Here is a 20,222-nt window from a genome sequence, read left to right as displayed (position 1 = left end):
CCTATCAGATGTTGTGCCTAGCCTTACTTTACTTGGTTCCCAATGCGTGAGAAATCCACGCGGGTGTTTTCAGCGTCCCAGCTCATCCAGATGAAGAAAGCTTTGCCGACCAGATTAGCTTCCGGCACAAAACCCCAACGGCGGCTGTCATCGCTGCCATCACGGTTATCGCCCATCGCAAAGTACTGACCGTCTGGAACGGTGAATTCCAGAATGTCGTCGTTCGGGCGATCCGGGTTGGTCAGAATAAAGTGTTCAACGCCGCCCAGATCTTCTTTAAATCTCAGTGCCACGCTCGGTGGCGGCAGGCTTGGCGAAGCAAATACGCCAGACTCTTCCTGCGACATCTTTTCGCCGTTGATGTAGAGCGTCTTTTCGCGATAAGCGATGCGATCACCCGGCAGACCGATCACGCGTTTGATGAAATCTTTGCTGGTGTCCACAGGCCAGCGGAACACAAAAACATCGCCGCGCTTAGGCTCGCCCACATTAATAAACTTGTGGTGAACCACAGGATCACGCACGCCGTAAGCAAACTTGTTAACCAGAATGAAATCACCGACCAACAGCGTCGGAATCATTGAGCCTGATGGAATGCGGAACGGCTCAACCAGAAATGAGCGCATGCCCAATACGATGGCGATGACCGGAAAGAATGAGCGGCAGAAGTCGATGAAAGCATTCGGCTGATCCGTTTGGCCCGGCTGCAATGCGGCCTGACGCTTAGGCGCCAGCACCCACTTATCGAGCGCCCAGAACACACCCGTGAACAGGGTCAGGACAGTCAACAGCACTGCAAAATCAAAATGAATATCGGACGACATCACGGCTTCCTAAATTGAACGGCAATAAAGTGCGGCTTAGCCGCCCTTCTTCCTTTCCATGCCCAGCACGGCGAGGAAGGCTTCCTGTGGAATTTCCACACTGCCAACCTGCTTCATGCGCTTCTTACCTTCTTTCTGCTTCTCAAGCAGTTTGCGCTTACGGCTTAAGTCGCCGCCGTAGCACTTGGCAATAACGTTTTTACGCAGCGCCTTCACGGTCGTACGCGCGATGATCTTGGCGCCAATGGCAGCCTGAATCGCGATATCAAACATCTGACGGTGAATCACATCCTGCATACGCTCGCAGAGATCGCGGCCACGGTTGGCTGAAACGCTGCGGTGAATGATGGTGGACAGTGCATCAACCTTGTCGCCGTTCACGAGCACGTCGAGCTTGACCAGATCGCCTGCTTCGAAGCGTGAGAATTCGTATTCGAAAGAGGCATAGCCACGCGACACGCTCTTGAGGCGATCGAAGAAGTCGGTGACGACTTCTGACAGCGGCATCTCAACTTCCAACTGCACCTGGCTGCCGAGGTAGCGCAGATTTTTCTGCGAACCGCGTTTTTCCATGCACAGCTGCATCACGGAGCCAACGTAATCCGGCGGCATCAGCACGCGGCAATCAATGATCGGCTCACGAACTTCGTCGTACATGCCCGGATCTGGCAGCTCTGCGGGGTTATCGATTTTCTTGACGGTGCCGTCGTTGTACAGCACCTCGTAAATTACGCTCGGTGCAGTAGTGATGAGATTGAGGTTGTACTCACGCTCCAAACGCTCCTGCACGATTTCCATGTGCAACAGGCCGAGGAAGCCGATACGGAAACCAAAACCCAAAGCGCCGGAATTTTCTGGCTCGAAGACCAAAGCCGAGTCGTTCAAACGCAGTTTCTGTAGCGACTCGCGGAAATCTTCAAAGTCGTCTGCATCAACCGGAAACATGCCCGCGAACACGCGAGGCTGCACTTTCTTAAAGCCCGGCAACTGCTCAACCGAAGCGTTGCCCGACATCGTCAGCGTGTCACCCACCGGCGCGCCGAAAATATCTTTGATACCTGCGATCAGGAAGCCGACTTCGCCGGTCTCCAGTGCATTCTTAAATACGCGCTTGGGCGTGTGCACACCCAGCATCGTCACTTCGTAATCTTTGCCGGTCGAAATCACGCGGACCTTCTGGCCCTTCTGGATGCGGCCATTGATCACGCGTACCAGCGAGACCACGCCCAGATAGTTGTCGAACCAGGAGTCAACGATCAGCGCCTGTAGCTTGCCGTCTGGGTTGCCTTTAGGAGCAGGCAGCTTGGCCACGATCTCTTCAAGCACATCCACCACATTGAGACCGGTCTTGGCAGAAATGCGCAGCGCTTCGCTGGCTTCAATGCCGATGACCTGCTCGATTTCGTCTGCGACGCGCTCAGGTTCTGCGTTTTGCAGGTCAACCTTGTTGAGCACCGGCAACACTTCCAAATTCATTTCCAGCGCGGTGTAGCAGTTGGCAACGCTCTGCGCTTCAACGCCCTGTGAGGCGTCCACCACCAACACGGCACCTTCGCAGGAGAACAGCGAACGCGAGACTTCGTATGAGAAGTCGACGTGCCCGGGCGTGTCGATGAGGTTTAGCTGATAGGTTTCGCCATTCTTCGCTTTGTACTCCAGCGAAACGGCCTGAGCCTTGATCGTGATGCCACGCTCGCGCTCGATCGGATTGTTGTCCAAAACCTGCGCCTGCATTTCGCGCTCTTCAAGGCCACCACAGATCTGAATGAAGCGATCCGCCAGCGTTGATTTGCCGTGGTCGATGTGGGCGATGATGCAGAAGTTACGGATGTTCTCTTGTTTCATGGAAACGCGGCAGGATACGGCGACAAAATGGCCGCGGAGTATAGCCGTTTAGGGGTTTTCTGACCTCGATTAAGGCCTTAAACCCCGCTTTATCAGCACTTTATTCGACTTTAGCCGGGATTTTTCAGGAAATCTGCCACCGCTTCAGCATCAAAACGGGTCGAACACAGCACCTCCCCGGCAGCTGTCAGCAACACCGGAATCTTCAGGCCATAGCGGGTTTTCCACTCTGGGCGGCTATCCACATCGGCCCGCTCAAGCTCAAAAGTGGTCGCGCTGAACTGCGTGAACAGGGCGAACTCGAGTTCTTCGCAGAGCTCGCATTCTGGCCGGGACAGCAGCAGCAACTTGGGCTTCATGGCTTGCCAGTGGAAGGCAAATCCAAGGCCAAGAACAGCGGCGCGCCGCGACGCTGCACCAACAAAGGCACGCTAGCGCCCGGCGTCAAACGCGTGACGACCTCAGTCAGTCTCTGTACGGAATCAACCTGCTGGCCATTGATCTGCAGCAACACATCGCCCGGACGAATGCCGGCGCGCAACGCTGGACCATCACTGACATCGCTAATCAGCACGCCACCCGCAACAACTTGCGCGCTGCGGCGCTGCTCAGCCGTCAACGGAACCGCAACCATGCCCAGCGGACCAACCGGTGGCTTGGGCTGTGGCGCGACATCCTGCGCCTGTGCGTCTAGCTGAGCGTCGAGCTTCCCGACTTCAACCTTGATCGTGATCTTTTTGCGCTCGCGCATCACTTGCAGCGTCACGATCTCGCCCGGATCGGAACTGCCCACTTCTGGCGGCAACGAAGTGGAGCTGGCCAATACGTGATCGTTGTAAGTCAGGATCACATCACCAGATTTGAGTCCGGCCTTCTCGCCCGGGCTACCTGAAATCACTCGCGCCACCAGCGCGCCTTCTGGCTTATCCATGCCGAGCTTCTGCGCCGTTGCGCGATCGACTTCCTGCACCACCACGCCCAGCCAACCGCGCGTGACCTTGCCGTGCTCCTTGAGTTGGCGCGCGACCTTGGCCGCGACATCAATAGGGATTGAGAACGACACACCTTGATAACCGCCGGACTGCGAATAGATCTGCGAATTCACGCCAACCACTTCGCCCTTGAGATTGAACAAAGGGCCACCGGAGTTACCGGGATTGATCGCGACGTCGCTTTGAATAAACGGCACGTACTGTTCAGTTTGCAGCGCACGGCCCTTCGCAGAAACGATGCCCGCAGTCACCGAGTAATCGAAACCAAAAGGCGAACCAATCGCCAACACCCACTGACCCGGGCGAACCTTGCCAGAATCCGCCAGCTTCACCACCGGCAAATCCGTCGCATCAATCTTCAGCAACGCCAGATCGCTAGGCTCATCGCCACCAATCACCTGCGCCGTGAACTGACGACGATCAAGCAAACGCACCACCACTTCCTTGGCATCACGCACCACATGGAAGTTAGTCAGGATGTAGCCATCGTCCCACAGCACAAAACCGGAACCGAGTGACTGCGATTCAGAGTCATCTTCGCTAGGCGCAGCTTCTTCGCCGCCGTGCTCGTTGTAATACTTCTTGAACCAATCCGGCAGTTGCTCAGAAGCATCACCCTTGGGCGCGCCCTCAGCATTCGGTTCTTCAGTCGCCGAAGCCTGCTGCTGTGCAGGCAGCGTTGCCGTCACCGCACTGATATTCACCACCGAAGGACTGACCTCGTCCACCAGATCAGCAAAATCCGGGCGCCCAGAAAACTGCCCACGTTCGCAGGCCGTCAGGCTAAGAAGAATCAGAGGGGCAAGCACGGCCATCGAAGACCGCAGTCGCAAACGAGTCACAGGCATCACACCACTCCCGGCCTCGCCGACTGTGGCGAGCTTGATCAGATATGTGGATTTCAAAGCAAAGCGGGAGGAAACACAACCTAAATAAGCGGATACGACGAAATCTTACAGCCATCCCGGGGCTTTTTAGCCTTTTATAGACCCGCTGATTGGATCAATTTTAACCGCGTGGGGCGATAGCTCAACTGGGAGAGCGCGTCGTTTGCAATGCAGAGGTCGGGAGTTCGATCCACCTTCGCTCCACCATACACTCCAAGGGGTTAGGCTCGCGCCTGCCCCTTTTTGCTTTGTGGAGAAAAGCCCGCGGTCCACGCTAATAAATCCACGCAAACCACCTCTAAGTGGGTCAATATTCAACGCGCCGCAACAAGTAGCTGGCAGATTTTTATTGTCCGTGGTTATCCCCGCGATATCTGCATAGTGACGGGATTCTGCGTAGCCAGAAAAGACTTACTGGCTAAATTCATATGAACTTGATCGCGCGCTCAGCTACAAGGGACTGCAATTCTGCTGCGCTTGAAAATCCTGTTGCAACTGCCGCAACTGGGCTTCGTCAGTGATCAGCGATCGAAACAGGACCAGTCCTTTATCACTAGGCGCTTTAATGACTTGCGCTCCTGCTGGCAGATCAACCGACACGCCCTCACGCACTAAGACCAAATTGAAATGCTTGTTGCCGCTTGCATCAGCTTGCAGCAGCGAATCATTGATTGCAGCGAAGTTGCTGGTATCCGAAGCAAAGGCCGACACCGAGACGTAACTCCTCTGCACCGGCGCTGTAATCAACAATGGATGTTCTGAGATATCAAAAGCGCAGGCGGTATAGAGCAGGTCCGGACTTGGACGCACCACCGTGCGCGCATGAGAATCTGGGCGTGGCGCATGCAGGGCTTTGTTGTACCCACCAACGACATCAGCAATGCGATGGGCGACGTACGCATTAATCAGATACGGCAAGGCCGCAACCGTCGCCAGATTGCTCAAGCCCGCAATCAGAATGAATACCGCAATCAGCTTGAGGACTTTCACTTGCAGCCCCCTCGCGTAATCACAGGCAAGGCGATGCCGGACAAGTTCTCGTGAACTGTGACATCCGGGTTGTAAAGTCGAAGCGTGATTGAAAACTTTCCACTCTTCGGCGCAGGCAACCAGTTGTGCGCTTGGGCTGTTGCTGAAATATGCACGCTGTAACTTTTATCCGCTGCAAATTCCAGGTTGCCCGCGTGTCGCGAATAGATGCCAGCAACGTTATCGACGAGATAATGATCTGCGCCATACATCGTCAGACTCCACCAACGCGCTGGCAGCGTTGATCCACGAAGACTGTAATCACAGGCGCCGTCTAAAGGCTGACCATCGCTATCAGTAAACGCGGTGTAGTAGATCGCCTCTTTGTTCGAGAGTGCATAAAGGCCCGCTACAGCAATCGCGGCACGCTCATAGATATTAGCGCTGTCGCTACCGGTGCTGGCACTCGTCGTCCATGAACCGTTATGAACTGCAAACCGGTTCATCAGGTATGCCACGACAGGCTTTGTCGCAAGCACGCCCGTCAGACAAGCAATGACGACTAGCGCAATCCAATATCTTGTTTTCATCTTGCCCTAGGGCTAGAGCTGGAAGCCGATGAATGCCGAGACATTGCCGCGATCGCGCAGCAAATTGAATTCGCGACCGCCTAAGTAAAAAGTATTGGTGACGCCGCCAAAGAAGCGATCGAAGTAATTGAACTGAAGCTGCAACACCACTTGTTTTCGGCCAGAGATGAATTCGCCTGAAGGCAATGGCGCTGTTCCGCGAAAATCATGGAAGTAGCCCAGAACCGGAATCAGTTTGATGCCTTCGAATACATCGTTGTACTCAAGCGCGAATAGCGAACGCATGCCAATGGAAAGACTGTCGGCGTAACCATTGGTTTGCGAGGTCGCATTCTGTCGGCCCGCTGCGCTTGACGCCTGCTGCTGGCTGTTTGCGATGCCTGTTCCGTCGATGCCCGCACTGTGATGCGTCGCGGTGCCCGGACCTGCCAATTGCAACTCATTCAAGCTGGGAAGATTGAGAACTTGATAAGCCCCCAGTTCCACCAATGCGGTGATTGATGTGGCACCAAAAGGATTGTCGCTTGCGCCGCCTGAGTAGAGGAACGACGTCTGATAGGCAAGCGTCTTACGACGAATAAAACCGTGCACTGTCTGCCCGGGCTCTACCACTTGCTTGAGATAAGTCGTGTAGAGATAGTCCGGCACAGCCACTCGCTGACCCGGAATATCCTGAACTGCCAAGCTAATGGTCTGCTTGGGGAAAGCGGGCTGTAGCGCGGCGAAACCAACGTCGACCGGATCAACCTGCAGCGGCTGATTGGGGCGATAAACAACTTCTCCTGACCAAGCCACGCTGCCCAGCGAAGTGGTGAAATTGAAGCCGAAGCTATGAATATCTTCCGGGTATTCCAAAAAGTATCGCGCGGTATCAACTGGCGTAGGCTCCAGTCCAGTCACAGGAACCGAAGTGAAGCCACCGCACGCAGCTAGCGCATCAACTGCGTTGGTCGCGTCAGAGGCGCACGATTTCTGCGCAGCATGAAAGCTGAAGATCGGCAGTCGGCTATGAAGATTGCGGTAATAAATTCCAAGCGTCGTATCGTTCAGCTCGTGAGCAAAGTAGCTGGCTGAGAGGCCGTATTGGCCACTGTCGCGCGCATCCTGATCTGGCGCGCGGTTGTTGGTGCGTCCTGCTTTTGAAAGCAGCGAAGCGACGCCAGGCAGGCGACCTTCTTTACCCACTCGATCCATTGGATCTTCGCGATTTTTGCCGTTACCGATCTGCGCATAGGTGCCGCCTGCGCCGACGGGATCAGAAGTCGAGAAGTAAGAGCCTTGTGGAATCAGTGGCGCACCAACCCATTTGAATTGATAGAAACCCTGTAGAGAAAAATTTTCAGTCAATGAAGTATCCAGTGCAATCAGCGGCACTGGCTTGAAGATTTCTTTGAGATCCGCGCCCGGCAAATTGGCGACGTTAACGTCTGGAGGATTGATGATGTTGAGGCTGTTCAACACCAAGAAACTGCTCTGTCCTTGGTTAAGCACGAAGTTGCCGACCTTGAAGCGAATATTGTGATCTTCATTCAGCGGTATCGCGCCAGACACATAAGCGTTCAATAACTCGAAGTTAGAGCCAATATCTTTTTCCGCGCTCTTAGCGCGTCGCGTGTGCTCAGGCTGGAAGCCGTTGTTACTGCTGTTGTTGGGATGATATTCATCGAAGCCGCTGTTAATGGCATCGTAGAAATAGAGGCCGCTGAGATCGAGACCAAACTCGCCATAAGTGAGCTGAAGTCTTGGCGAAAGCTTGAGCGCGCCATTGACCAGATCACCCTTGTCGTAATTTAGATCGCCGTTGTCAGCGTTGATCGCCAAGGAACCAGGCAGCGCCAAAAAAGCTGCGTTGCCAGCAACCGTCACGCAGCTGATGCCGCCATTCTTGTCATCGCAAAAACCTTGTTGCCCCGGCAGATTGGTTTTAGCAATCTGATCAGAATCGCGTGATTGCGTACGAACGCGCGCGCCAGCCGTGACCATCAGATCGGCCGAGCCAGTGAAGCCGCTATCGCCAAGATCGAGAACAGCAGCAGATGCCACACATGGCAATGCAGCTACAGCGGCCACGATCCACGAAGTTCCCCCCAGCAGCGCCATACGTGGGCGCTGCTGGCTTCGTTGTTGATTCCCCATTTTTTATCCCCTTCCCCAAATCTTGTAGCTATCAATTCGACCAATAAACATATTCAGCACCGGGAGGCGCTGGAAGCCCCATCGGATAATCAATCTTCACCGGCGCTTGCAGCAGCGATGGCCACAACGGCTTGACCATCTCCTTACTTTTCACAGCCATCAGCGCTTTGAGCTCTGCAAGCTTGTCTGGATCTTTGGCAGAAAGATCGACCTTCTCCGTTGGATCATTCTTGAGATTAAACAACCAATCCTTCTTCGGCTTCTCGGCCGATTGAAGTTTCCAGTCGCCAGCAAGCAGCGTGCTGTAATCACCCGATCTCCAATAAAGCGCGTCATGCGGATGACCCCCGTCTTTGCCTTGGATGAAGGGCACCAGATTTACGCCGTCGTAAACCCTATCCGTTGGCACAGCTGCGCCAGCAGCAGCTGCGGCCGTCGAGAAAATATCGACATGCGCTGCGGCTCTTTGATAGCTCACGCCTTTCGGCAATTGGTTGGGCCACTTCATGAAGAAAGGCACGTGGATGCCACCTTCAAAGAACGTTGCCTTCCAACCGCGATAAGGTTTGTTGATATCCGGCAAGCCGATGTAATGCGCGCCGCCGTTGTCGGTGGTGAAGATCACCAGCGTGTTGTCTTCGAGACCCTGTTCCTTCAGCGCAGCAGTGACCTTACCGACGCTGCGATCCAACGACTTCACCATCGCGGCATACACACGCATGCGGTGATCCTTGATCTGCGGCAGCGCATCGTAGTCAGACTTAAGTGCTTGCAGAGGCGTGTGCACGGCATTGAATGCGAGATACATGAAGAACGGCCGCTTCGCGTTGGCATGAATCGCTTTAACTGCCTCATCTGCCAGGTAGTCCGTCATATAAGCCTTGGGACGGAAATAATCGCCATCGTTATGAACAACGCCGAACGGAAGATTAGGCCAGATGAACTTGTCGATCGGATCGAAATCCTGCTTCGAATTCACGACGTTCGGATCGTCTTCAGGCAAGAACATCGAAGCCGCCTGATAAAAGCCCAGAGATTCATCAAAGCCAACTGAGAGTGGCTGAAAACGCTTGGCAGATCCCAAGTGCCATTTGCCGAGATGAATCGTGTGATAACCACGGCTCTTCAACAACGCAGCAATCGTCGTTTCGGAAGTCGGAAGCCCCATGTCATCCATGGGCGGCTCTTGGTCCTCCAACTCGGAGTGATAAATCACTGGCGGATCATTAGGACCTGTGTGACCCATATCATTGCGAAACTTGCTGATGACCTTGGAGAACTCTTTAGGCACCGGCGTGAACTCAAAACCGAAACGCGTTGCGAATCGGCCTGTGAGAATCGCAGCGCGAGAAGGTGCGCAGGTCGCATTACCTGCGTAACCCTGCGCTAGCGTCACACCATCATGCGCAATCGCATTGATGTTCGGCGTTGGCACTGCACCGTTAGCGACGCCACCACCGCCAAAGCTCAGATCGTTGTAACCCAGATCGTCAGCGAGAATGACGACGATGTTCGGACGTTTTTGTCCGGCCAATGTTGGCGGTGTTTCGCCAGTCGCCCATGTCACTTCCTGTGGCTCGCCAACAGGAGGCGCCATCCAACCCGCGATATGCAGAATCACATAGTCGCGCGCGATCGGCCCCAGCACAGCAATGACGGCAACAATCACAACGAGGATGAGCGCAATACGGCGGAGTCTCGGCTTCATTATTTATTCTCTGAAATTATTGGGTATGGCATTACTGCCGGCCCGAACTCAAAATGCGCTGCGGCGTGAAGTAGTCAGCGGAAAACTTCACATCAAATTTGGCGACGTATGGAAGCTCGTTGACAAGATTGGTCAACACGTAACGACCCGAGGTGAAGTCGTAAACAGCCATCGGCGCAGGCACCACAATCTGATTCACGATCAGCGGGAACAAATGACCTTCCTGATACCGCCACAACTGATTGCGTGAGTCGTAGCAATCAACCGCTGCAATCGTCCAACTGTCTTCGTCGATATAGAAAACGCGTTTAGCGATGACATTCTTCTGGCCGGGAGCCAGCGTCGCCTCGACAACCCATACGCGGTGCAATTCATAGCGCAGATGTTCCGGTGCCAGATGACGCGCGCGGATCAAGGCGCTGTATTTCAGCGAAGGTTGCTGGAGGTGATAGTTGTTGTAAGCGATATACATCGCGCGCTTGCCCAACAGCTTCCATGAATATTGTTTGAGCGAGCCATTGAACATGTCGCCTTGATCAATGGACACGCCACCATCGGTACCGACCATCGGCGCATCAAAGCCCAGCGAAGGAGCCTTGAGTACGCGGTGAGTGCCCGGCGTATAAAGCCAAGCTTCTCTTGAGCCGTCCTGATATTCCCAAGCCATCGTCACCTGCCCGGCCAGTCGTGGCGGCGCGACCTGTGTGCGGACCAACTGGAAAATCATGCCGCGCTTATCTTCCTGCGCCATTTTCGGATTGGCGTATTGAAAGCGCACGGACTGCGTGTAGCTCGCGCTATGAATCCCACCATCGGGGCTGACAACCAGAAAGTTGCCGGTCTGATCCACCGTGCTGCCGAGGTATCGAACCTTATGGTTCCAGATCGCCTCCATGCCGGTTTTTGGAATTGGAAATGGAAAGCCCAGCTTCGAGTCCTTTAAGTCGTCGCCGCCTTCGAGATGCGCAGTGGTCGCATTCTCTTGAGTCGCCTTGGCGATGAAATCAGGGTACGCGGCCGTTCGTCTCGATTTATAAACATTCAGGAAGTACTGCGGATAACGCTCCAACATCAACTGCGCGCCGGCGGGCAGTTCAGTCACATACTTTTTGTAGTTGTCGTGGGTGATCTTGAGCAGCGGTTTATCTTCGGAAAACAGCTCCGGATAAAAATTACCTTGCTTGAAGTTGGCGAACTTCGTTCCGAAATCAGCAGGCTTGATGCCGCCCGTCCACGCCGGGATTCGGCCGTCAGCGCTCGCCGCTTTTTCCGCGCCAACTTCCGTCAGCGATTGACCGATCTGGGCAGCCTCCGCGGTGGAGACCTTGGCGTTTGCTTGGCCAGCCAGCGTCAAGCATAGAAATGCAGCGAGAAAATTCAGCCCCGAACGCGACATTTTTTCACCCTCAGAATCGTATTGAACGAGCGTGGCACACGACAAAGAGTCGCCCTGACCACAATGCGCGCGGAGTATGCCTTGCTCAATTTGGCGAGCTTTAGCTCTAGAGGACACTGTATTAAAAATTATAACGATATGAAGAAATTGCAGAAATCATGCCACCGCTCGAAGCGTTTCTGGCGCGGTTCGCAGCGCAGTCTCAAATACCCTCAAGCGCCTGCGTGGATCCATCATATTGGAGCCAAACGCCTTCAGGTCTGCCGGGCCCGGTTCCAAGCGAACAACACGGATGCCCGCATCACGAAGCTGCACAATTTCACGATCAACGATGCGAGTCATGTATCGACGCATGTAGCGTTCGATCTTCGTCGCCATAGATGTGGGATGGTCGAATTGCGTCGATGCCATAGGAGCGATGACGATGGCCTCAGTCACATCACTGCCCAGCAATAAATCCGCAGACGTCGGCGATAAAATGCCACCGTCCATGAAGGATCGATCACCGATCTGAATCGGCGGGCACCAGCCGGGCACGCCATAGGACGCACAGACCGCAAGATTCATCGGCGCTTCTGGCGCGTCATCGCGACCAAACGCAACACGCTCGCCACTCTTGGCATCGGCGGTCACGATCCAACAAGCCGGATGTGGTGCCCATTCTCCCTCAGGAACAACGCTATCAATCACGCGCATAAATGGCGTCATGTCGCAACGGCCTTCTGGCAACAACCCGCTGACTCCGGCAAGTAAACCCACTTTGCCGCGTAGCCCTTGAATCGCCAGTCTCGCCGCAGGAAAACGCAGAGCCGGTCGCGGCGGCAGTGCACCGCCGGTATCGGTGTCGTGATTCCAGATGCAGTCTTCGGCCGTACCGTTCTGACTTGCCATCATTTGATCAACGCTCACGCCAGCCGCAAGCAGTGAGGCAATGACGGCGCCTGCGGAAGTCCCGATCAGAATGTCCGCTTCACGCGCATCCCATTTCAACTGCCGTTGCACCGCATCCAACATGGGGATGGTCCAAGCCGCACCCGCAACACCGCCGCAGCCGAGTACCAAGGCGCGTTTGGCTCCAGACTTTTTCGCACGATCAAGCCGCTTCACGAGCGCTCTCCTTTTTTGAAGCTTTGAGCGATTGCGTTGCGTAACTACCGATATCAAAGCGCGCCAGCAGTCGTCGCATTTCTAGCGTGCTCCAAGGAAACCCCGTGCTGTTGCGACCGTTGGTATCGAGGTAATAGCTGGAACAACCACCCGCATTCCAGACTGTTCCCCGTAGATCACGCTGTACTTTTTCGTTGTATGCGTTCTGCACTTCACGCAACACTTCAACGCGAGCAATTTTCTCTTTCCGCATTTCGCGCAGCGCACTCATGATGTAAGCGAGCTGCGACTCAATGACGACAAACGCAGAGTTGTGGCCAATGGCGAGATTGGGGCCCAGCACCAGAAAGAGATTAGGAAAACCCGTGACGGTGGTGCCGCGATAACCTTCCGGACTTCCTGCATAGACTTGTGACAGCGAGCGTTGCCTGTCCACACCGAAGACATGCGCCATGCTCGGCTGTTCTGTAACGTGGAAACCAGTCGCAAGAATGATCGTGTCGATCTCGCGTTCACTGCCATCCGCACCAATCAATGTACGTCCACGCAATGAATCGACGCCGGTTGCGAGCACTTCAACATTGGGTTTGGTCAGCGCACGGTAGTAGCTATTGGAAAGTAGTACACGCTTACAACCCAGCGTGTAATTCGGCGTGACCTTGCTACGCAATTCAGGATCTTTGATCTGGCGATTCATCATTCCGTAGGACATGCGCTGCGCATATTTGAGCAAGCTCGGATGGCGAAAGCCGATGCCGAAAGTTTCGAAGCCTGTGTAGAGCATCTTGCGCCAAGCCTGCGTGACAAAAGGCAGGCGCAGCATGCGATGTCCGAAGCTTGAAATTTTTCCATCAGACTTCGGCAAAACCCAATGTGGCGTGCGCTGGTAAACCGTCAGTGATTTAACCTTCGATTGAATCTCTGGAATGAACTGAATTGCTGAGGCGCCGGTGCCAATCACCGCGACGCGCTCACCATTGAGATCGTGCGCATGATCCCAGCGCGAAGAATGAAAAACCTTGCCCGGAAAATTTTCGAGTCCCGGCAGATTGGGTATTTGCGGATCATGCAGATAGCCCGTGCAGGAAATCAGAACGCGCGCGCGGTAATTTCCTTTGGGTGTACGCACCAGCCAACGCATATCGTGTTCATCCCACGCTGCGGATTCGACTGGCTCACTAAAGTGGATATAAGGCTCCAGCTGATATTGGCTCGCAGTCTCTTTCACGTAGTCAAGAATTTCAGATTGCTTCGCGAACATGCGAGTCCAGTCCGACTTCTGTGCGAATGAATAGGAATACAGATGCGAAGGAACATCACAGGCACAGCCCGGATAAGTGTTGTCGCGCCATGTGCCACCGAGCGCATCTGCCTTCTCCAACACAACGAAATCCTTGATGTCGTTATCGAGCAACTTGATCGCCGCACCGATACCGCTGACGCCAGCACCGACAACGACGACTTCGATCTCACGCGATTTTTCGTAGGCATTCATCGCAGTTTCTTCGCCGCAGTCAGAGATTCGATGCGCTGCGTATAAGAAGCACGCTGCTGGTGATCAATTTTCTCCAGCCCCGCCCGATCATCAATCGCATGACGTAAGCGACGCATGAGCCACTGCGGCGTGAGGTTGAGCACGGCAGGCGTTGAGCCGAGATAGCTAGGCACCGCGACTTCACGTCGCTGGTGCTTAATCGCATCGACCACACTGCGAGCAACATGCCCGGGAGAAACTGACGGAATGCCGCGAGCCGCATCAGAGCCCGAAGCCAATTCGGTTCTCACCTTCGACGGCATAATGGTAGTGAAGTGAATGCCACTGTCGCGATATTCCTCACGCAGTGTTTGCGTTAAGCCCAGCACTGCAAATTTGGTGGCGCAGTAAACCGCCAGACCCGGCACTGGCATGACGCCAGCCAATGAAGCGACATTGACGATATGGCCCGTGCCACGAGCAAGCATCTCTGGCAGCACCGCCTTGCAACCATGAATGACGCCGCGCAGATTGATGTCGATCTGCGTATCCGACATTGCATCCGTTTCATCAGTGAACGCGCCAATCGGCATGATGCCGGCGTTGTTGATGAGCACGTCGATGGGCCCGAGCATGCGTCGCGTGGTGTCCAGAAATTTCACAAACGACTCGCGGTCGCGCACGTCCAAACGACCGCCATATCCACCCAGAGGTTCGGCAGCTTTCAGCGCCAGATCAGCGTCGATATCTCCCAAGCTGACTCGCGCGCCCTGCTCTGCCATGGCCTTTGCGATGGCGAGGCCAATGCCGCGACCTCCACCCGTGATTGCAACCACTGCGCCCTTGAGCGCTACACCCTTTGCCATGACGACTCCTTAGATTCGGTTCCCGTTTAGTCGGGTCGATGGAGCATTCTGTGAAGAGTTCCGCGTGGAGCGTGATACGCAAGCCCGACAATTCGCTTATCATTTTCAGCCATGAAGCGTCCGGACAGATACGCCAAGCCCACCGTTCCCGTGTCCTATCTCCAACTGCTGCTGGAGATCGTGGCCGAGCACGGCATTGATACGCAGGAACTGTTCAAAGGATTGCCCGTCTCTCCAAATTTGGTGGACAGTCCAGCCTCACGCATGTCGGCCCTGCAGTGGGGCTTGCTGGTAAATCGCGCGATGCGATTACTGCAAGAGCCCGCGCTCGGTTATGAATGCGGCTTGCGAACACGTCCCTCTGCGCATGGATTTCTCGGCTACGCGGTTTTGAGTTGCGCGTCAGTACGCGAATCGATGGAGCTTGTAATTCGCTACTTCCAGACACGCCAGCGTGACTTCGGAATTCGCATGCTGATTGAGCAGGATTACGCGGCAGTCGAAGTGTTTGAATTTCATCCGATCATCCCGACGACCAAGAAACTCCCCACGCAAATTTCCGCAGCGGCACCCGATGCTGCGAACCAGCTCTTATCGCTTCGTCGTTTTTTCTACGAACACATTCTGCTTGGCGTCGCACGCGGAGCAGCAGCGATGCTCGGTCGAGAGTTACTCGATCTCGGAGGTGAACTGTGTTTCGATTGGGCAGAGCCGGAATATCACGCACGCTGGAAAGATCGCTTGCCGCCGGTTCGATTTTCCCGATCAAGTAATCAACTGCGCTTCCCAATCAGATTATTAGAAATGCGCCCCGTGCTAGCGGATCCGCTGGCCACCAAACAGGCGATCGAATTATGCGAGCGCGAATTAGCGCAGACCGGTGCAGCGGGTGACAGCATCGTCCTTCGCGTCTGCGCTGAACTTATTCAAGCCAAAAACGGCGGCTATCCTGATCAAGAAACATTAGCCGCCAAGCTACACATATCGAGCCGCACGCTCGCTCGTAAACTCAAGGATGACGGCAGTTCATTCCAGCAGCTGCTTGAAGAAACTCAACGGCGTGATGCCTGCGATCTGATTGAAAACACCGAGCTTGATCTACAAGAAGTAGCCACCCGCCTCGGCTACCAAAATCCCGCAAATTTCACACGAGCCTTTCGTAAGTGGACCGGTGAGTCACCGAGCCTTTATCGACTGCGATGCTTGAACGTGAGCAGCTGAGCGAAATTCCCTCGCCCATAAAAAAAGCCCGCAGTGGGGAACTGTGGGCTTAAAAGGATCGGAAGCTTGGGGAACCTTCCTCGAGACCAGGGAGTAATCTCGTGAAACCTAATCTACAGATTCAAATTCGCAGCAACTGGAAAAGCGGATGAGCGATGTCGAAAGACAGGTGAACGGCGCGATTCGTTTTAGCTGTGCCACATGTTGCTGTCTGCTAACAGCCCATAGCTGACGGTCGCCACCGTCCGGTCTCCTGAACCTCGTTGCTCTTCGACGGTCATTAGCCAAATGGGTAATTGCCTTTGCGGTCTAATTCGGCAACAGTATCTGCACAATCATAAGAAATCAGCGACTTGCGAATGAACCGCCCGAGAAAAACCGCCCAATTGCGGCAATTATTCACCGCTATTAGGCGGTCTAATTGTAGTTAGGGAGAAAAGAAGCGTATGTCATTCCTTCAAGCGGCAGGCTTGGCAATCAGGCTCTTCTCGTTGTGGGTTTTTCTTTATTCGTTGCAGGCTCTCGCCGTTGGTTTTGCATTGCGAAACACCATGGCTTTTCCGCTTACAACCCCAGAGGGCTTACTGGCCTTCGCACCCACATTCATTTCTTTTGGCTTGGCAATTTTCCTTTGGCGTTTCCCGCTGGCAATAGCACGCATACTCGTCCCGCGAACTTCAGAAGCTGCAACCGCCATAACGCTTAATGAGGCATGGCAACTTGGCAGCGTCATGGTGGGCTTACTTGCTATTTCTAGCGCCGGCCCAGAATTGTTAAAAGCATTTGGTTTTGTGTTCTTCGCTACTCAAGATGATTACGGCACGTTGCCTACTGAACACAAAATTGGTCTATTTGCTGCGCTCGCTAAAACTGCTTTTGGTCTTTTTCTCGTTTTTGGTAGCAAACAGATCTATCGGCGGTTTAGCCATGCTCCCTAACAAAGCACTTCAGCCGACCCACGCGCTTCGCGCGCGGTCGGCTGAGTTTGGGCGTTAGAGCGTATGAACAAGGAATATCGGCGATCCAACTTACGCCAACTGACGCACGGCTACGCGGGCCAGTACATCTTCATATCCGGGCTATGCGTCGTTTTGGCTTGGCAGAGCAAACTGAGCTGGATCACGGCAGGCCTGCTCACCGCCACTTTGTTCGCGACACTCGTAGCAGTGACCTTCTTTTTGAGGGCCCGCGGCCCGCACCTATCGATCCAAGAAACTGAGATCCAAACCAAGAAGTTCTTTGGCGGCAAAGCAGTTGTTGAAGACGTGCGTAACTACTCGCTCGTCATCAGCACGGACTGGATTGCTTTCAGGAAAAAAGGGCAGCAAGACATTATCGTCAACAAGGCGATCTTCGACGCTGAGGTCTGGGAGGAATTACTCACTGACCTTAAAAGCATGCCATTCAAGGCGGTTATCTAATGCGCTCTAACAACAGGTTGTAGAGAGGCGTTGAATGTCTGCTTCTGGCACCGACCGGCCTAAAACGAATGCTTAGGCTCCTCTGAAGTACTTGTAAGTATTGAGCGATTCAAACGAGATCAAAGATGACTCCCGAGATGACTGATCTTTTACTCAATTGTCAGATCGCGGCACTTCCTTTCGCATGGACAGCGATGCTTATTGCTGGGCTGCGCTTCTACAAAGATACTGCATATAAATCGGCAGCCGTGTTTTCTCTTGGAATGGGCGTTCTTGTGTTATCAGAGCTCTTATCGTTCGCCGCGTACAAGATCTGGCCTGTAGTTTATGAACGAGATATCGGCATTGTTCAAGTTCCCTTTCGTGACTCGATGGTCTGGTTCACCATGGGGCTAAATGTTTTAGGCCTTTTAATCAGTTCAATTGGACTTCTTACCTTTAGTTGGGCCCGAGGCCTAAACCGAAAGAAGCATTGAACGTCCGCTATTGGCACTAACCAGCCAAAGGCAACGTAGCCCGGGTGAAACCCGGGATGCTCAGTCACTAAACGAAAAGCCCCGGGTTGCACCCGGGCTACAACTTGAAGAAGAGCATCAAGATTTAGCGTCCGCTCTTGGTACTAACTCGACGACTAGAATCAGCCCCAAGCATTCATGTCCGAATCAGACTTGGCATCTTCAAAAGATAAGCCAATGCCTGCTCCGTCGAGCCCTCGTTCAGTGGGCTATGACGAGGTGAGAAATATCCCAGTGCGCGCCGCACTAGAAATCTCGGCGCGGGCACCTTCCCTTGTCGCGCGGCACGCAGATAGTCAGCTATGCGCACGCGTTGATATGGCAGCTGCGGATCTTTGGACACGAGTTCTTGCACGCCGACCCAAGCAAGCGATGCAAACAATGGAAAGACGAACGCTGCTGCTGTCGTGCGCAGAAAAATATTTCCGCTGATATCGCGAAACACAGCATCGCAAACTTCCCGATGCTCGACCTCTTCTGCACCATGCCATTGATACAACTGCAGCATCTCTTGATCGACGGGCAGCTGTTCAAGACTCTTGGCGTTCAACACCCAATCGCCGAGTACACCTGTCAGGTGTTCGCTCGCTGCAACCATTGCCAGTCGCGTTTTTAACCAAGCCAAACGCAGGCGTGGGCTTTTCAGTTTTTGTCCGAATGGATCAGAGCCCAGCATTCGACCGAACACCCAATCCAGCAACGCTTCGTATGACGAGACATCTACACCCAGCTCTGTCAGTCGGCGATTGCCCAGCGTGTGCGCGTGGCTATGCGCGCCTTCTTGCTTGATGAATGCCACGGCTGCCTGCCGCAATTTTTCATCGCGAATTAATGGCAGCGCTTCGCGAACGGCCTGACAAAACCAACGCTCCGGCGCTGGCGTGATCGGCTGCAGAACATTGAGCATCTGCGAGGCCAGTGGATCGCCGGCAATCCAGTGCATAGGTGTCTCACTGAAATCGAAACGTGGGCGGCGCGGTGTAATGTTGTGTGTCTCCTTGATCAGCGCGCTCATGTCTGTGCTCCGTTTTAGTTCTGCGTGACGATGTTGAAGCCCATACGCGGCGCGAACGCCAACACTGTGCGCAACAGACCCCCTAATGGTTTTGGATCGCGCGCAGCAGCGATGCTGCGGAACTGTGCGGCGTGCCAAGCCAATTGAAGATAGGCATCTACAGGCTTGTAACCGACTCGTGGGATAGCCGGTGGCTCGGCCGCAGATTCTCCGGCCAACAAACGTTTTGCTACATCAGGCTGCATCGCAAACGGTCGCGCCATTCCAATCATCTCGACCACGCCTTCCGCTAGGATGCGTTGCATCAGTTCGACATTGCGCAAACCACCAGTCAGCATCAGCGGCAATTTGCTGCGACGGCGCAACGCTTCTGCGTAAGACAAGAAATAAGCATCGCGACCCGCTTGTTTGCTCGATGCAAAACCTAACTGTGCAGGCGACTCGTAGTTGCCGCCGGAAATTTCCAACAGGTCGATGCCTTCGGCTTCCAGTGCCAATGCGATCTCCAGCGATTCTTCTTGTGACAGACCGCCTTTCTGGAAGTCTGCTGAGTTGAGTTTTACTGACAAGGCTTTATTCGGCCCGATTGCTGTACGCACAGCGCGTACCACTTCAATCAGAAAACGACGGCGCTTCTCTGGGCTTCCGCCCCAAGCGTCCGTGCGAACGTTGGCTAGTGGCGACAGGAATTGCGAAAGCAGATAGCCATGCGCCGCGTGCACTTGCACGCCATCGAAACCAGCCTGCACCGCTAACGCTGCTGTGGTTGCATAGCGTGCGATCTGTTCGTGAATCTCCACCTCAGTGATCGCGCGCGGAATGCGGACGATATTCATCGCTGGCAGATCAAGGCCGACTGCAGACGGACCTAAAGGTTTTTTCAGCAATGGCAGTACTGCTACGCGGCCAGGGTGATTGATCTGCATGATGATCGCGCTGCCATGTGCATGTGCGGCTTTCGCCCAAAGCTTATAGGCAGACAGGAAACGATCGCTCTCGAGAACCGCGTTGCGTGGTTCGACAAAGGCGCGGCCATCAACCATGACGTTGCCAGTGATCAACAACCCTGCCCCGCCGCGCGCCCAAGCTGCATACAGCTGTTCGATTTCAGGCGTTGGTGAGCCGTGGCGATTCGCAAGTTGCTCGCTCATGCCGGATTTGGCGATGCGATTGGCAATGGTGAGACCGCAAGGAAGTGTCAGTGACTGATCCAGCGTTGCAGCAGCAGATGTCAATTTAGTGTTGGTGTTTTTCAT

18 protein-coding genes are annotated in these 20,222 nt (G+C 54.3%); 4 read left to right on the top strand and 14 right to left on the bottom strand.

Translation table 11 applies throughout. The features are described from left to right. Positions 1-23: 23 nt before the first annotated feature. The 12 genes from lepB to CJD38_RS03210 all read right to left on the bottom strand — a co-directional run bounded on the left by lepB (position 24) and on the right by CJD38_RS03210 (position 14,794). The gene (gene lepB, locus CJD38_RS03270; RefSeq protein ID WP_107938845.1) at positions 24-824 is read right to left on the bottom strand and encodes a signal peptidase I; all 801 of its coding nucleotides are present in this window, start codon (positions 822-824) and stop codon (positions 24-26) included. Between the two features lie 36 nt (positions 825-860). Next, on the bottom strand, positions 861-2,669 hold the full coding sequence (gene lepA, locus CJD38_RS03265) for a translation elongation factor 4 (protein WP_107938844.1): 1,809 nt from the start codon (positions 2,667-2,669) through the stop codon (positions 861-863). Positions 2,670-2,779: 110 nt separating this feature from the next. Beyond that, positions 2,780-3,028 carry a glutaredoxin family protein gene (locus tag CJD38_RS03260; protein ID WP_107938843.1) on the bottom strand — a complete coding sequence of 83 codons (249 nt, stop codon included), beginning with the start codon at positions 3,026-3,028 and terminating at the stop codon, positions 2,780-2,782. After that, entirely contained in the window at positions 3,025-4,566 is a 1,542-nt protein-coding gene (locus CJD38_RS03255; protein ID WP_240783508.1) for a Do family serine endopeptidase, read from the bottom strand. The genes CJD38_RS03260 and CJD38_RS03255 overlap by 4 nt, the downstream gene beginning before the upstream one ends. Before the next feature lie 432 nt (positions 4,567-4,998). Next, positions 4,999-5,538 carry a DUF1254 domain-containing protein gene (locus CJD38_RS03245; RefSeq protein WP_161554147.1) on the bottom strand — a complete coding sequence of 180 codons (540 nt, stop codon included), beginning with the start codon at positions 5,536-5,538 and terminating at the stop codon, positions 4,999-5,001. Next, positions 5,535-6,107 (bottom strand): DUF1214 domain-containing protein, encoded by a 573-nt coding sequence (locus tag CJD38_RS03240; protein WP_107938841.1) that lies wholly within the window; start codon positions 6,105-6,107, stop codon positions 5,535-5,537. Before CJD38_RS03240 ends, CJD38_RS03245 begins: the two co-directional genes overlap by 4 nt. A 12-nt stretch (positions 6,108-6,119) precedes the next feature. Then, on the bottom strand, positions 6,120-8,243 hold the full coding sequence (locus CJD38_RS03235; protein WP_107938840.1) for a DUF1302 domain-containing protein: 2,124 nt from the start codon (positions 8,241-8,243) through the stop codon (positions 6,120-6,122). A 31-nt stretch (positions 8,244-8,274) separates the two neighbouring features. Then, complete coding sequence (locus CJD38_RS03230; RefSeq protein WP_107938839.1) at positions 8,275-9,951, bottom strand: sulfatase-like hydrolase/transferase; 1,677 nt, start codon at positions 9,949-9,951, stop codon at positions 8,275-8,277. A 31-nt stretch (positions 9,952-9,982) separates the two neighbouring features. Beyond that, positions 9,983-11,347, bottom strand: coding sequence for a DUF1329 domain-containing protein (locus CJD38_RS03225; RefSeq protein WP_107938838.1), 1,365 nt, complete (start codon positions 11,345-11,347; stop codon positions 9,983-9,985). A 156-nt stretch (positions 11,348-11,503) separates the two neighbouring features. Further along, positions 11,504-12,454, bottom strand: a complete 951-nt coding sequence (locus CJD38_RS03220; protein ID WP_107938837.1) for a patatin-like phospholipase family protein — start codon at positions 12,452-12,454, stop codon at positions 11,504-11,506. Further along, positions 12,441-13,949 (bottom strand): flavin-containing monooxygenase, encoded by a 1,509-nt coding sequence (locus tag CJD38_RS03215; protein ID WP_107938836.1) that lies wholly within the window; start codon positions 13,947-13,949, stop codon positions 12,441-12,443. The genes CJD38_RS03220 and CJD38_RS03215 overlap by 14 nt, the downstream gene beginning before the upstream one ends. Beyond that, entirely contained in the window at positions 13,946-14,794 is an 849-nt protein-coding gene (locus CJD38_RS03210) for an SDR family oxidoreductase (protein WP_107938835.1), read from the bottom strand. The genes CJD38_RS03215 and CJD38_RS03210 overlap by 4 nt, the downstream gene beginning before the upstream one ends. Before the next feature lie 111 nt (positions 14,795-14,905). On the opposite strand from CJD38_RS03210, the gene CJD38_RS03205 reads away from it, so the two are divergent. The 4 genes from CJD38_RS03205 to CJD38_RS03190 all read left to right on the top strand — a co-directional run bounded on the left by CJD38_RS03205 (position 14,906) and on the right by CJD38_RS03190 (position 17,912). After that, on the top strand, positions 14,906-16,015 hold the full coding sequence (locus tag CJD38_RS03205) for an AraC family transcriptional regulator (protein ID WP_107938834.1): 1,110 nt from the start codon (positions 14,906-14,908) through the stop codon (positions 16,013-16,015). A gap of 446 nt (positions 16,016-16,461) precedes the next feature. Beyond that, positions 16,462-16,953: a hypothetical protein gene (locus CJD38_RS03200; protein ID WP_107938833.1), complete on the top strand. Its 492-nt coding sequence runs from the start codon at positions 16,462-16,464 to the stop codon at positions 16,951-16,953. Positions 16,954-17,016: 63 nt separating this feature from the next. After that, positions 17,017-17,436 (top strand): hypothetical protein, encoded by a 420-nt coding sequence (locus tag CJD38_RS03195; RefSeq protein ID WP_107938832.1) that lies wholly within the window; start codon positions 17,017-17,019, stop codon positions 17,434-17,436. A 125-nt stretch (positions 17,437-17,561) separates the two neighbouring features. Then, the gene (locus CJD38_RS03190; RefSeq protein WP_107938831.1) at positions 17,562-17,912 is read left to right on the top strand and encodes a hypothetical protein; all 351 of its coding nucleotides are present in this window, start codon (positions 17,562-17,564) and stop codon (positions 17,910-17,912) included. 175 nt (positions 17,913-18,087) lie between these two features. Here CJD38_RS03190 and CJD38_RS03185 read toward each other — a convergent pair whose 3' ends face one another. Both CJD38_RS03185 and CJD38_RS03180 read right to left on the bottom strand, forming a co-directional pair. Beyond that, positions 18,088-18,966, bottom strand: a complete 879-nt coding sequence (locus CJD38_RS03185) for a metal-dependent hydrolase (RefSeq protein ID WP_107938830.1) — start codon at positions 18,964-18,966, stop codon at positions 18,088-18,090. Between the two features lie 14 nt (positions 18,967-18,980). Then, a complete protein-coding gene (locus CJD38_RS03180) occupies positions 18,981-20,222 on the bottom strand; it encodes an NADH:flavin oxidoreductase/NADH oxidase family protein (RefSeq protein WP_107938829.1) in 1,242 nt (413 codons plus the stop codon).

It is taken from the genome of Stenotrophobium rhamnosiphilum, assembly GCF_003052265.1.
Classification (GTDB): Bacteria; Pseudomonadota; Gammaproteobacteria; order Nevskiales; family Nevskiaceae; genus Stenotrophobium; species Stenotrophobium rhamnosiphilum.
Note: the sequence above shows the minus strand (reverse complement) of the source record. Positions and strands in the feature narration are given on the sequence as shown.